The organism is Prevotella disiens (genome assembly GCF_900454955.1).
In the GTDB taxonomy this organism is placed as follows: domain Bacteria; phylum Bacteroidota; class Bacteroidia; order Bacteroidales; family Bacteroidaceae; genus Prevotella; species Prevotella disiens.
On the sequence record NZ_UGTL01000001.1, the window covers coordinates 134,190 to 147,599 of the forward strand.

The window sequence follows — 13,410 nt, forward strand, 5'->3', positions numbered from 1 at the left end:
GATTTGAGTAAATTTGAAAACACACTCTTTTTCATTCCAAAATAGGCTGTTTTGAGCTTCAAAACCTATTGTTTTGACATCGAAAAGAATAGCTTATTTTTCACCTTTGCAACGCATTGATTTTCAAGAGAATACAGATTGGTCAAAATTTCCCTTCTTTTCGGTTCTAAAAAGAGTAGAAACGGAGTATTTACAACCTTGTCTTAACTCCCTTTAACTCGTGAAAACAACATTATTCCCACTAATTTTTATATTTTTGTAGTCTTAAAACCAAATCAATCATGGAACAACTTATCCATTATGTGTGGAAACATAAGTTCTTTCCGCTTTCACCATTGACGACAACCGACGGCAAAAGGGTTGAAATAGTGGACACAGGACTGCCCAATAAGGACGCTGGTCCCGATTTTTTCAATGCAAAAGTGAAAATCGATGGCACGCTTTGGGTGGGCAATGTTGAAATTCACGATAAGGCTTCCGATTGGTTTTTGCACGGTCATGATAAGGATTCAAACTATGATAACGTCATTCTGCACGTTGTAGGCGTATCGGATACGAGGGTAAAGAAAAGCAATGGCGACACGCCACCACAACTATTACTCCCTGTTCCTGAACATGTTGCAACGCATTATAATGAACTTAAAACCTCCGACACCTATCCGCCATGCTATAAAATTATTCCCAATCTTTCACGATTAATGGTGCATTCGTGGCTGAGTGCTTTACAAACAGAACGCTTAGAGCAACGAACAAAAGCTATCAACGCTCGGTTAAAACTTTGTGAAGATAGTTGGGAAGCGGCTTATTTCGTGTCTTTGGCACGCAATTTCGGTTTCGGAATTAACGGAGAAGCCTTTGAACAATGGGCTACCAATATCCCTTTTCGTAATGTAGACCACCACCATGATGATTTATTTCAGATAGAAGCCATCTTCATGGGACAAGCTGGTTTGTTAGATTTGGACTATCTATCGGAACAACAACGCACAAAAGCGGCTGAAGATGAATACTTTTTGCGCCTTCAAAGCGAATATAAATACTTGGCACATAAGTTCCATTTAAAGCCGATAGACGGTCGTTTGTGGCGGTTTTTACGCCTCCGCCCACAGAATTTTCCCACCATTCGCATTGCACAATTAGCGCATTTGTATTACGAACGACGTTCCAATTTGTCAGCATTGATAGATTGCCAAACCATAGAAGAGGTTTTTGAACTTTTGCAAACCCACGTTACACCCTATTGGGAAAACCATTATACCTTTGGAGGTGAGGCGAGTAAGGCGAATAAAAAGACGCTTTCCAAAGCTTCTTTGCAGCTCATTAGCATCAACACAGTGGTGCCAATATTGTTTGCATACGGTCGTTACAAAATGTCAGAAAAGCTCATCGACCGTGCTTTTGCGTTTCTTGAAGCCTTGAAAGCAGAAAACAATCACATCGTAAGAATGTGGGAAGAAGTGGGATTAAAGGTCGAATCGGCTGGCGATTCACAGGCTTTAATACAATTAAAGAAAGAATATTGCGACCGCAAAGATTGCTTGCGGTGCAGAATAGGATACGAATATTTAAAATCAAACAAAGAATGAAAACAAATTACATATACGAAACAAGAATGGAAGTTCGCGATTACGAATGCGATATACAGGGTATCGTGAACAATGCCAACTACTTACATTATACGGAACACACTCGTCACAGATTCATAAACTCCTTAGGTGTAAGTTTTTCGAAGCTCCATGACAAGGGAGTAGACCCTGTTGTGGCACGCATGAGTTTAGAATATAAAACACCTTTGAAATGCGATGATGAGTTTATTTCACGCTTAGGACTTCGCAAACAAGGCATTCGCTATATTTTCACTCATGACCTTTTCCGTGCAAGCGATGAACGTTTATCGTTCCACGCAGAGGTTTCGCTCGTGGTTTTGACCAATGGAAAACTCGGAGAAAGTAAAGATTATGACGAGGCTTTCGCTCCTTTTTTGAAAGAAAACGAGTAAAGATGATTGATAAAACAAACTGAATTTATTTTGAAAACAAATGAATCAATGTCGCAAGAACAACTCTATTCCATCGCATTAACACGCCTTAGCTTGTTTAATCTAACGGCTTTGCTGCAACTTTACAAGGCAGCAGGCTCGGCAACAGCTATCTTTGAAAATCATAAAGATATACGCAAAATATTGCCCGATGCCTCAACTTATCTTGTGGAAGCTTTGCAAAGATTAGACCAATATGTGGATTTTGCAGCAAAAGAATTGGAATATGATGCTGCACACGGCATTGATGTCATTTGTTTTAACGATGCTAATTATCCGCAACGACTACGAGAATGCAACGATGCGCCCTTGGTTTTGTACCAACAAGGCAGCACCGATTTAAACAAATTGCACACCATTAACATCATTGGAACACGAAATTGCACAAGCTATGGACGCGACTTGATACGCTCGTTTGTCCGTGATTTGCAATCATTATGCCCCGACACGCTGGTATTTAGTGGTTTGGCTTATGGCGTAGATATATGCGCTCATCGTGAATGCTTGGCGAATGGATTGCCTACCGTAGGCGTTGTGGCGCATGGATTAGACTTCATTTATCCACGAACGCACACCCCAACAGCAACAGAAATGTGCGAACAAGGAGGCGGAGTAATAACGGAATATCCTATCAACACGCAGCCTAAACCGAAAAACTTCGTACAACGCAATCGCATTGTAGCAGGGTGTTCCGATGCAACCCTACTCGTGGAATCGGCAAACAAAGGCGGTGGTATCATCACATGCAGCATTGCACGGAGTTATAGTCGTGATGTTTTTGCTTTTCCTGGTGCCATTGGGGCTGAATATAGCGAGGGTTGCAATCGGCTTATCCGTGATAATGAAGCGAATTTAATCACTTCTGCTTTCGATTTTGTGAAGGCTATGAATTGGGAAAACGACCTTAAATTGGAGAAAGCGCATCAAAATGGAATTGAACGCACCCTATTTCCTACTTTAACAGAAGAAGAAAAACAGATTGTGGAGGCACTGCAAACTCACAATGACTTACAGATTAATATGCTTTCTGTACAAACCAATCTTCCAATTGCTCGCCTTACTGCCTTGCTTTTCGAATTGGAAATGAAAGGAATTATACGCACTATGGCTGGCGGTTGCTACCATTTGTTGAGTTAAAGAGCGTGTTTCATCAACCAAGAACTACCCTACTCTGTCGTCAAAAAGTTTGTTTTATTTTCCGTTGAACTTATCTTATAATAACAATGGGGCTTAATCTTGCTTTACAAAGGCTTTCACAATTTCTTCTTGCTGCCTATAAAACGCTCTTTGCTCTATATCGGAGGTTGGCAACACGTCTTTCAAACTCGCAACAAGGTTTTGCATTTTCCAAGTAATGGTGTATCCCGCTTGCTTTCGTGCTGCAATACATTTATCCAACTCGTGTTTCGCTTGCGCTTTATTAACGTTGTATAACATGGAAGCCAATGTAAAACGCATGCGTTGGCGGAATTTCTCTTCTCGCTGGTTGGTGATAGCACGTGTTAAAAGCGCAATTTTAAGGTTGTCATTGTCCACTAAATCGGCAAGATTGCTATACAAATAAGACTGACGGTGCTTGGTTAGCAAGTGGCGATAAATGTTAATGGCTTTCTCTTTCTTACCCATGATGGTGTAAATGGTGGCTTTGTGGCACTGATTGTTCATGTTGTACGGGCTATATTTCAATGCTACTGCCAAAATAGGGGCTGCTTTCAATGCCATTTCCACCGTTGGTTTTCCTTCAACTTCCTTGAAAACTCGACTGACGATGCGCAGTCCCAACGATTGTACATAGTGTCCGTTCACCTCAACCATCTTCCAATCTTCGTCAGGCAATTTGTCTATGCCCCAATGGGTAATGAAATCCAACATGGAAAACGATGTACTATGGTCGAAAACAAAGATTGCCGCACGCATTAACACGGCTTGTCCACGCTTATCTTTGTCGTCCATGGTAGGATAGAGCCTCATCAAACTCAAAAAAATCTTGTGTGCTTCTGTCAATCGGCGTTGTTGATAACGCAAACGCATCATATCGACACCCACCCAGAACATAGCTATCGTGGTGTAATGCCCTTTATGGACGGCATACATAGGGCGAATGGCGTTATAGGCTTCTTCGATTCTTCCTTGTTTTCGCAATTCAAATACATCTCTTACTTCCATAATGCTAACCTTTCTTTTGTGGTTCGTAATGACAAAGATAGCAATAATTCTTTACAATCACTTAATTCCACGCATGAAAACTCACTTTTTCGACCGAAAGATAGTAACTTTGCCAAAAAAATAAAGCAATGAAATATTTATTAGTATCCGACATACATGGCTGCCGTCCAGCCTTAGAAAAGGTTTTAAAGTTTTACGATGAGCAGCATTGCGATATGCTTTGCATCTTGGGCGACATCTTAAATTATGGTCCTCGTAACTCTATTCCAGAGGGATTAGACCCTAAAGGCATTGTGGAACTGCTCAACGAGCGTGCCAAAGACATTATTGCCATTCGTGGAAACTGCGATGGAGAGGTAGACCAAATGCTATTAAACTTCCCAATTTTGGCAGATTACACATTGTTAGTAGACCAAGGAAAGAAGCTTTTCCTGACACATGGACACGTTTATAATAAGGAAAAAATGCCAAAAGGTCATTTCGATGCCATTGTTTATGGGCATACTCACCTTTGGGAACTTACTCCTCAAGGCGACACTTTGGTCTGTAACACTGGCTCAATCACCTTCCCTAAGGGTGGAAATGTAGCCACATTCATGACTTACGAGGACGGAAAATTTACAGCATACAATATGGAAGGAATAGCAATAAGCGAAAAAACAATTTAGAAAACAAGCCATATTAAAAACAAAAGGAGGCTCTCTCGTCAGTGAGAGAGCCTCCTTTTGATATTTTCTTGGGTTGATTATTGCCCATTTTTAAAGCAATGCGCGCACATCAGTCTCTATATTTTTGATTTGAGCAGGGTTTTTAACCACTGTATTGCTACGGTCTATCAAGTAAACAATTGGTGTTTTTGTAGCCGCTGCCGTGTAAGCTTGACTGATACCTGTATTGTCGTAAACGTTTATCCAAGGTAAACTGGCAACACTTTCCTTCCAAAAATGCTCGTTTTCGTCAAGCGAAACCATATAAATTTCCAAGCCTTGAGCATGATATTTGTTGTAAAGTTCACGCATGTGCATGATGTATTCAGCAGAGCCAGGCAGTGAAAAAGCATGGAAATTGAGCAATACCACTTTGCCTTTCAAGTCTGTTAGGTGATGCAAGTTGCCCTTATTATCATACAAAGGTAAATCAATAACACCTGTTTCAGCCGCATTTATTTTAACTTTTTGATTGTTTGCTGCCGCTATCTTGGTGTCTTTCATACCTTTAATCGTTATGTTATGAAGATTTTGCCCACGTTCTGAATTAGGATAATAAGCGTCCCAACTTGTGGCAACCGCACCAAAAACCTTATTATCTTTGGCATCTTCTTTCGGATTAAAGATGAGTTTTGCTTGATTGTTGATGACAATATATTGGAACAAAGCAAAGTAACTGTAAGCCTTCATTGGTTCTTTGAAAATGTAATTGACACTCACCTCTTGCTTATAGCCTTGAATCATTTGAGAAATGAGCGAATCGGCAACCTCTGGGTGTTGCATTACCACTGCTTGACATTGACTTTGCAAATCCATTTGCTTCAATGCTAATTCCTTAATCTTCTCGTTTTCATACGAACCTTTCACTGAATAATTGGTCGCCATCTGTGGGAAAGTGGCTTTAACATCAACAGTTTCGGTTGAATCAATGGCGATATTGATAATCTGACCCGCTATGCGCAAACGATAAAACTCTGGTGATTCCACCTTCGCACCAGCAAATTTAAAGCTACCTTGTGTGTCAAGTTTCACAGAATCAACCGTTTTGAAGCCTGTCAAACTATTATGTTCAAAATAAAGCACCGAATCTTTTGCATTCGAAATAGTGCCTTGAACATGAAATTGTTCGCCTGTACAACTCGCCAACATAGCCATTCCTGTGAGGAAACAGCCTGTAATTATTGTTTTAAATATATTTTTCATTCGTAGAAGTATAATTTTCTGTTTGCAAAGGTAACCTTTTCGTGGAAAAATACCAAAACTAATGCGTGAAAAATATTGCTGGGCAAAAAGCCTTGATTAGTTTTTCCACACCTATTTCGGCTATTCCCTATCATCTGTTTACAATGACCTGTTTTGGGAATTATGAGCAAACGATTGAGCAATGGTTAAGGCACACAGCGTTAAATGAACATTTTTTGCGATTTTTTATGAAATAATTGCAAAAAAAATTAGGCAGTTATTGGAATATTTGTAACTTTGCAACATCTCTATTACTATTTACATAAAGTAAAATTTATAACTCGAACATCTATGAAACACTTAGAAACTATAAAACAAGCAGCTGAAAAAATTAAGACTGAACATATCAATGCTGACAAAGTCTACTTTGCCAATGAGGTGCTGAACGATAATAGTGTATTGCCAATTTACAGCAAATTGTGCATGGTATTAGATATTTATGGTGTAAGACACGAAATTGCTGAAGAAACAGACCTGCAATGTTGCAAAGCCTACAAACCTACTTGGCTTGCTAACGAGGGCATCATGGCTGACCATATCGAAAGTATTGTGCGCTATATCGGCAATAATCGTGTATTAATGACCAATTGTGCTGAATACGATACAGAAATTGCGGCTACTTTAAAGGCTGAATTTGAGGCTGACGGCTACGAAGTTGTAGAACTTAGTTATTCGTCTTGCAATGGAAAACGCAACCCTAAAGATATGAGCTGGGCTTATATCAACTACATTCAAACCTCGAAAGTAGTCATTGTACCTATGCAGCGCATCGAAGAAGACAAAGAGGCATTAGAACAAATAAAGACTTGTTTTCCTGATTTGGCAGTAGTTGGTGTTTACGCACAACCTTTCTTCAGCGATGAAGGCGAATTTGTTTGTTACAGTAAGAGCATTCAAGACAAATCCATGTCATAATAAAAACGAATTGTTATTTACGATTTGCCCCTTCATTTTTCCTAAAAAACAGAAAAATGAAGGTGATAAAATAAGATTATCACAACACTTTAAATGAAAAATCCCACAACCCGTAAAGGTTGTGGGATTTATTTTAGAGTTTAATTTTGCTTAATCAGCGAGTTTTGCTTTGATAAATTCGCGGTTCAAACGAGCGATATTAGCAATAGATTCGTTCTTTGGGCATTCTGCTTCACACGCTCTTGTGTTTGTACAGTTACCAAATCCGAGTTCTTCCATCTTCATAATCATAGCCTTAGCGCGCTTAGCTGCCTCAAGTTTGCCTTGTGGAAGAAGTGCTAATTGGCTAACCTTAGAAGAAAGGAAGAGCATTGCTGAACCGTTCTTACATGCTGCAACACAAGCACCACAACCGATACATGTTGCGCAGTCCATAGCTTCGTCAGCATCTTCCTTAGAGATAAGGATAGCGTTAGCATCTTGTGGCTGACCTGTACGAATGCTTGTATAGCCACCAGCTTGAATGATTTTATCGAAAGCACCACGGTCTACCATGCAGTCCTTAATAACAGGGAAAGCAGCAGAACGCCATGGCTCAACTGTAATTACATCGCCATCGTTGAAACGACGTATGTAAAGTTGACATGTTGTAGCCCCTGTTGCTGGTCCGTGTGGGTGACCATTGATATAAAGAGAACACATACCGCAGATACCTTCACGGCAATCGTGGTCGAAGACAAAAGGTTCTTGTCCATCTTCTATAAGCTGTTCGTTAAGGATATCCAGCATTTCGAGGAATGAAGTATCACCAGGAATATCCTTCATTTCGAATGTATCAAAATGACCTTGTGCTGTTGGTCCGTTCTGACGCCATACTTTAAGCGTGAAACTTATTATTTTTTCCATTACGTTGATTTCTTTTTAATGTATTGCCTAAGCAACTTTGACCTAAAATTAGTTCTTGTAGTTACGTGTTTGAACCTTAATTGCTTCGTATTCAAGTGGTTCTTTGATGAGTTCAGGAGCAACGGTATCGTCGCCTTTATATTCCCAACAACCTACATAGAAGTAATTTTCGTCATCACGCTTTGCTTCGCCTTCCTCTGTTTGATATTCTTCACGGAAGTGTCCACCACAACTTTCGTTACGTGAAAGTGCATCGTGTGCTACAAGTTGTCCCATCATGATGAAGTCGCGAAGGTGGATAGCCTTATCCAATTCTACGTTGAGTCCTTCTTTGCTTCCAGGGATAAAGAGGTTGGTTTCGAACTCTTTGCGTAGTGCTTTCATCTTTTCCAAACCAGTCTTTAATCCTTCTTCTGTACGACCCATACCAACATATTCCCACATAATGCGACCAAATTCCTTGTGAATAGAGTCTACACTGCGCTTTCCTTGAATATTCATCAAGCGGTCGATTTCGTCTTGTACGCCCTTTTCTGCCTTAACAAATTCAGGGTGGTCGGTAGAAATCTTGCCCCAAAGACTTTGGTCAGCGAGATAATTTTGAATGGTATAAGGGAGTACGAAATAACCATCAGCCAAACCTTGCATCAATGCAGAAGCACCAAGACGGTTAGCACCGTGGTCAGAGAAGTTACATTCGCCGATTGCGAAGAGTCCCTTGATAGTTGTTTGCAATTCGTAATCAACCCAAATACCACCCATTGTGTAGTGGATAGCTGGGTAAATCATCATTGGGTTATAGTATTTTACGCCATTGATTTCTTTTGCCAACTGACCTGGATTTACGTCTGTAATTTCTTCGTACATATCGAAGAGGTTACCATAACGCTGACGAATAACGTCAATACCGAGGCGGTTGATACTTTCAGAGAAGTCAAGGAATACAGCCAAACCTGTGTTGTTTACACCGAAACCATGGTCGCAACGCTCCTTAGCAGCACGTGAAGCTACGTCACGAGGTACCAAGTTACCGAATGCTGGGTAGCGGCGTTCCAAGTAGTAGTCGCGTTCTTCTTCTGGAATATCTGAACCTTTCTTTGTTCCAGCTTGCAATGCCTTAGCATCTTCTATGTTCTTTGGAACCCAAATACGACCGTCGTTACGCAATGATTCTGACATCAATGTGAGCTTAGACTGCTTGTCGCCGTGTACAGGAATACAAGTTGGGTGAATTTGAACGTATGCTGGGTTTGCAAAGTAGGCTCCCTTACGGTAGCACTGAACAGCTGCGGTACAGTTACAGCCCATAGCATTGGTAGAAAGGAAGTATGCGTTACCGTAACCACCAGTTGCAATGACAACTGCATTAGCAGAGAAACGTTCAAGTTTACCTGTTACAAGGTTCTTAGCAATGATACCACGTGCGTGGTCGTCAATGATAACAACGTCTTCCATTTCGTAACGTGTGTAAAGTTTTACACGTCCGTCATGAACTTGCTTGCTCAATGCTGAGTAAGCACCAAGGAGGAGTTGCTGACCAGTTTGCCCCTTTGCATAGAAAGTACGTGATACTTGCGCACCACCGAAAGAGCGGTTTGCCAACATACCACCATATTCGCGTGCGAAAGGAACACCTTGTGCAACGCATTGGTCAATAATGCTATTTGATACTTCAGCCAAACGATAAACGTTTGCTTCACGTGCGCGATAGTCGCCACCCTTTACTGTATCGTAGAACAAACGATAAACTGAGTCGCCATCGTTTTGATAATTTTTAGCTGCATTGATACCACCTTGTGCGGCAATAGAGTGCGCACGACGTGGTGAATCCTGAATACAGAAGTTGTAAACAGTGAAGCCCATTTCGCCAAGTGAGGCAGCTGCACTGGCACCAGCCAAACCAGTACCAACGACAATAACATCGAGCTTCAATTTATTTTTAGGGTTAACCAAACGCTGGTGAGCCTTATAATTGGTCCATTTCTCAGCTATTGGTCCTTCTGGGATTTTTGAATCTAATATTTTAGCCATAATCTTGTATCTTTCTAAATATTATGAATTAAGCTGCACAGCAAAGACTTGGAGCACAACCAAATGCAAATGCGAGTACAACAACGAGGAAACCTAACATGAGAAGAGTGGTATAAACCAAACCAATCATCTTCCAACGATTGAACCATACCTTACCATTGATACCAATAGTCTGCATAGCTGACCAGAAACCGTGTGAAAGGTGGAACCAAATAGCACAAAGCCATACAATGTAAAGTGCTACAAATACAGGGTTGGCAAATGTTTCCTTGATGTAAGAAAAACCATCAGCAGGTGAGAATTGTGTACTCATGCCAACAATTTCAGCAAACATCATGTTATACCAAAAGTTGAACAAGTGAAGCAACATACCCAAAAGGATAATGATACCCAACACCAACATGTTCTTAGAAGCCCACTCAACTTTAGGACTTGAACCGTTTACAGCATAACGTTCATTACCACGTGCGCGACGATTCTGTGCCGTAAGAATGAAAGCGTAAACAATATGAGCTACGGTTAAAGCACCCAAACCCACTGTTGCAACCACTGCATACCAATTGGCACCTAAGAATTCACAAATCATATTGTATGCTTCGCCTGAAAACAAAGCTACAATATTCATTGACATGTGGAATGTCAGAAATAGAATAAGCGCAATACCGGTTACCGACATCACAACTTTTCTACCAATAGAAGAATTGATTAACCACATAAATGTTTTGTTTTTAAAATATTTAAACTGTTAGAATTATTTGTCTTTTTCGTGAACGCACACGTTAGATAATGCCAAAAACAGAACGAAACTGAATTTAGGCAACGTCTGTACATTATTATTAGGTGTTGAATAAACGTTGCAAAAATACGAAAAATGTATGAGTAACCAAACTTTTTTAACAAAAAAACAAGGATAAAACATGCGCCAAAACCTTATATTGACAACGTCTAAACAAGCAGAAACTAACGAAATGTAACATCAAAACACAAAACAAAAAATGACTACCCTCATTACCTGCCTCGAAAACAGACAAATGTAAAGCAAAAATAAATTATTGCTACAACAAGTAGCACCTCTACCGAGTTGAAAACTTAGTGCATCAAAAAGCGTAAAACTTGGTTTCGAAAAATTGTTCTATTCTTCTCCTCCCTTTAATACATTTAGATAGAATGTGAAACAACACATCTGTAAATAACTAAAACACTGATAGTTACATCCGTATCAATTTATTTAGACACAAAAAGCACTAATTTCACAATTGCAAACAGCCTATTTTGCAACTCAAAACAATAGGTTTTGAAGCTCAAAATAGGCACTATTGAATTTCAATAGCCTACATATTGTAAATTAAAAGTCATTTTGTTCTATTTTTCCACATATTGTTCATAAGCACAGAAAATTGGAAAGAAACATAAAGATAATGTAATATTTTTTTTAATGTTTTACAAATAGAAAAGCATAATACTTCAAATATCACGCATATTCCAATTTAATTTCTTACTTTTGCGGAAAAATAAAGAACGAATGAGCATAACTTTCAAATATGATGTGTTGGTGATTGGAGGCGGACATGCAGGTTGCGAAGCAGCAACAGCAGCAGCCAACATTGGCGCAAAAGTTTGTTTGGTAACAATGGACATGAACAAGATTGCACAAATGAGTTGCAATCCTGCCGTCGGAGGCATCGCAAAAGGACAGATAGTCAGAGAAATTGATGCACTGGGCGGACAAATGGGAATTGTTACCGATGCTACTGCTATTCAGTTTCGCATGCTTAACCGCTCAAAAGGCCCCGCCGTATGGAGTCCAAGAGCGCAATGCGATAGAGAAAAGTTCATCTCAGAATGGAAAAGAACGCTCGACCACACTGACAATTTAGACATATTTCAAGACCAAGCTGATGAACTTATCGTCAAAAACGGAAAAGCCATTGGCGTAAAAACAATATGGGGCATTGACCTATATGCACAAGCTATTGTTGTTACAGCGGGTACTTTCTTGAACGGATTGATGCACATTGGACGTAAACAAGTGGAAGGTGGAAGATGCGCAGAACCTGCTGTGCACAATTTTGCAGAGAGCATTGCACGCTGGGGCATACGAAAAGAGAGAATGAAAACGGGTACTCCTGTACGCATTGACAAACGTTCTGTCCATTTCGAGGATATGGAAGCACAACCAGGAGAATCGGATTATCACCAATTTTCATTTATAGGTAACTACCGAAAGCTACCACAATTGCCTTGCTGGACGTGTAACACAAACGAAGAAGCACACGAAATTTTACGTCGTGGAGTGGCTGATTCTCCCCTTTTCAACGGACAAATTCAGAGTACAGGACCACGCTATTGTCCCTCAATAGAAACTAAATTGGTAACATTTCCCGATAAGAATACACACCCATTATTCCTCGAACCCGAAGGAGTAGATACGAATGAAATGTATCTAAACGGCTTTTCTTCGTCTATGCCGTGGGAAATTCAACTTGCAGCACTCAGGAAAATTCCAGCACTAAGAGATGCAAAAATGTATCGACCAGGGTATGCTATTGAGTACGATTACTTCGATCCAACACAATTAAAACCATCGTTGGAATCGAAGATTATTGCACATTTATTCCTTGCAGGACAGGTAAATGGTACAACAGGATATGAAGAGGCAGGCGGACAAGGTATGGTTGCAGGTATAAATGCAGCCATGCTTTGCAGCGGAAACCAGCCGTTCATCATGAAGCGAGACGAAAGTTATATAGGCGTACTCATCGATGATTTAACAACAAAAGGTGTAGACGAACCTTACAGAATGTTCACTTCACGTGCAGAATACCGCATACTTTTAAGACAAGACGATGCCGATGCACGACTAACAGAAAGGGCTTATGAAATCGGTATTGCCACAAAAGAACGCTACGATTGGTGGATTATAAAGAAGAATCACATAGAAAGAACGATTGATTATTGTAATAAAAATGCAGTGAAACCGCATGAAATCAATGGTTATTTAGAATCTATTGGTAGTTCACCTATACGTGGTTCTGTGAAGATTTCCGACCTTATTGCACGCCCAGGTGTTAATATTCACGCTCTATCAGAACACATTTCAGAATTAAAAGAAATCATAAATGCTGCGCCAAACAGAAAAGAAGAGATTACAGAAGCAGCTGAAATAAAAATAAAATATAAAGGTTACATCGAAAGAGAACGCATTTTTGCCGACAAAATGCACCGCTTAGAAGACATAAAAATAAAAGGACACTTTGATTATTCTACCATTCACGACCTTTCAACTGAGTGCCGCCAAAAGCTTGAACGCATTCAACCAGAAACATTAGCGCAAGCAAGTAGAATACCAGGAGTAAGTCCAAGCGACATAAACGTTTTATTAGTCCTTATGGGACGATAAATACT

At 40.1% G+C, this 13,410-nt stretch carries 11 protein-coding genes; 6 read left to right on the forward strand and 5 right to left on the reverse strand.

Annotated features, from left to right (window positions below; genetic code table 11):
• The first annotated feature begins 281 nt into the window (after positions 1–281).
• From DYI03_RS00530 to dprA, 3 genes are read left to right on the forward strand one after another with little or no spacing between them, the layout of a single operon-like run.
• Positions 282–1,586, forward strand: coding sequence for a DUF2851 family protein (locus DYI03_RS00530; RefSeq protein WP_021669890.1), 1,305 nt, complete (start codon positions 282–284; stop codon positions 1,584–1,586).
• Complete coding sequence (locus DYI03_RS00535) at positions 1,583–1,999, forward strand: acyl-CoA thioesterase (RefSeq protein ID WP_021669891.1); 417 nt, start codon at positions 1,583–1,585, stop codon at positions 1,997–1,999. Before DYI03_RS00530 ends, DYI03_RS00535 begins: the two co-directional genes overlap by 4 nt.
• A gap of 48 nt (positions 2,000–2,047) precedes the next feature.
• On the forward strand, positions 2,048–3,175 hold the full coding sequence (gene dprA / locus DYI03_RS00540; protein WP_021669892.1) for a DNA-processing protein DprA: 1,128 nt from the start codon (positions 2,048–2,050) through the stop codon (positions 3,173–3,175).
• A 93-nt stretch (positions 3,176–3,268) separates the two neighbouring features.
• On the opposite strand, the gene DYI03_RS00545 is transcribed toward dprA, so the two are convergent.
• Positions 3,269–4,204: a tetratricopeptide repeat protein gene (locus tag DYI03_RS00545; protein ID WP_021669893.1), complete on the reverse strand. Its 936-nt coding sequence runs from the start codon at positions 4,202–4,204 to the stop codon at positions 3,269–3,271.
• 128 nt (positions 4,205–4,332) lie between these two features.
• Here DYI03_RS00545 and yfcE point away from each other — a divergent pair, with 128 nt between their 5' ends.
• On the forward strand, positions 4,333–4,872 hold the full coding sequence (gene yfcE / locus DYI03_RS00550; RefSeq protein ID WP_021669895.1) for a phosphodiesterase: 540 nt from the start codon (positions 4,333–4,335) through the stop codon (positions 4,870–4,872).
• Positions 4,873–4,962: 90 nt separating this feature from the next.
• Here the strand turns inward: yfcE and DYI03_RS00555 are convergent, their stop codons facing one another.
• On the reverse strand, positions 4,963–6,114 hold the full coding sequence (locus tag DYI03_RS00555; RefSeq protein WP_021669896.1) for a TlpA disulfide reductase family protein: 1,152 nt from the start codon (positions 6,112–6,114) through the stop codon (positions 4,963–4,965).
• 330 nt (positions 6,115–6,444) lie between these two features.
• Between DYI03_RS00555 and DYI03_RS00560 the strand changes: the two genes are divergently transcribed.
• A complete protein-coding gene (locus DYI03_RS00560) occupies positions 6,445–7,068 on the forward strand; it encodes an agmatine deiminase family protein (protein WP_021669898.1) in 624 nt (207 codons plus the stop codon).
• 150 nt (positions 7,069–7,218) lie between these two features.
• Here DYI03_RS00560 and DYI03_RS00565 read toward each other — a convergent pair whose 3' ends face one another.
• The 3 genes from DYI03_RS00565 to DYI03_RS00575 are packed head-to-tail and all read right to left on the reverse strand — an operon-like array spanning position 7,219 to position 10,720.
• Positions 7,219–7,974 (reverse strand): succinate dehydrogenase/fumarate reductase iron-sulfur subunit, encoded by a 756-nt coding sequence (locus DYI03_RS00565; protein WP_004358456.1) that lies wholly within the window; start codon positions 7,972–7,974, stop codon positions 7,219–7,221.
• A gap of 48 nt (positions 7,975–8,022) precedes the next feature.
• Positions 8,023–10,005, reverse strand: a complete 1,983-nt coding sequence (locus tag DYI03_RS00570; protein WP_004358450.1) for a fumarate reductase/succinate dehydrogenase flavoprotein subunit — start codon at positions 10,003–10,005, stop codon at positions 8,023–8,025.
• A 28-nt stretch (positions 10,006–10,033) separates the two neighbouring features.
• Entirely contained in the window at positions 10,034–10,720 is a 687-nt protein-coding gene (locus tag DYI03_RS00575; RefSeq protein WP_021669899.1) for a succinate dehydrogenase cytochrome B subunit, b558 family, read from the reverse strand.
• Between the two features lie 813 nt (positions 10,721–11,533).
• Here DYI03_RS00575 and mnmG point away from each other — a divergent pair.
• Positions 11,534–13,405, forward strand: a complete 1,872-nt coding sequence (mnmG, locus tag DYI03_RS00580; RefSeq protein WP_025064575.1) for a tRNA uridine-5-carboxymethylaminomethyl(34) synthesis enzyme MnmG — start codon at positions 11,534–11,536, stop codon at positions 13,403–13,405.
• Positions 13,406–13,410 lie beyond the last annotated feature (5 nt).

Coding starts and splice junctions, on each gene's coding strand:
- DYI03_RS00545 (WP_021669893.1), bottom strand. CDS start 4,204: ATGGAAGTAAGAGATGTATTTGAATTGCGAAAACAAGGAAGAATCGAA.
- DYI03_RS00565 (WP_004358456.1), bottom strand. CDS start 7,974: ATGGAAAAAATAATAAGTTTCACGCTTAAAGTATGGCGTCAGAACGGA.
- DYI03_RS00575 (WP_021669899.1), bottom strand. CDS start 10,720: ATGTGGTTAATCAATTCTTCTATTGGTAGAAAAGTTGTGATGTCGGTA.
- yfcE (WP_021669895.1), top strand. CDS start 4,333: ATGAAATATTTATTAGTATCCGACATACATGGCTGCCGTCCAGCCTTA.
- dprA (WP_021669892.1), top strand. CDS start 2,048: ATGTCGCAAGAACAACTCTATTCCATCGCATTAACACGCCTTAGCTTG.
- DYI03_RS00570 (WP_004358450.1), bottom strand. CDS start 10,005: ATGGCTAAAATATTAGATTCAAAAATCCCAGAAGGACCAATAGCTGAG.
- DYI03_RS00535 (WP_021669891.1), top strand. CDS start 1,583: ATGAAAACAAATTACATATACGAAACAAGAATGGAAGTTCGCGATTAC.
- DYI03_RS00530 (WP_021669890.1), top strand. CDS start 282: ATGGAACAACTTATCCATTATGTGTGGAAACATAAGTTCTTTCCGCTT.
- DYI03_RS00560 (WP_021669898.1), top strand. CDS start 6,445: ATGAAACACTTAGAAACTATAAAACAAGCAGCTGAAAAAATTAAGACT.
- DYI03_RS00555 (WP_021669896.1), bottom strand. CDS start 6,114: ATGAAAAATATATTTAAAACAATAATTACAGGCTGTTTCCTCACAGGA.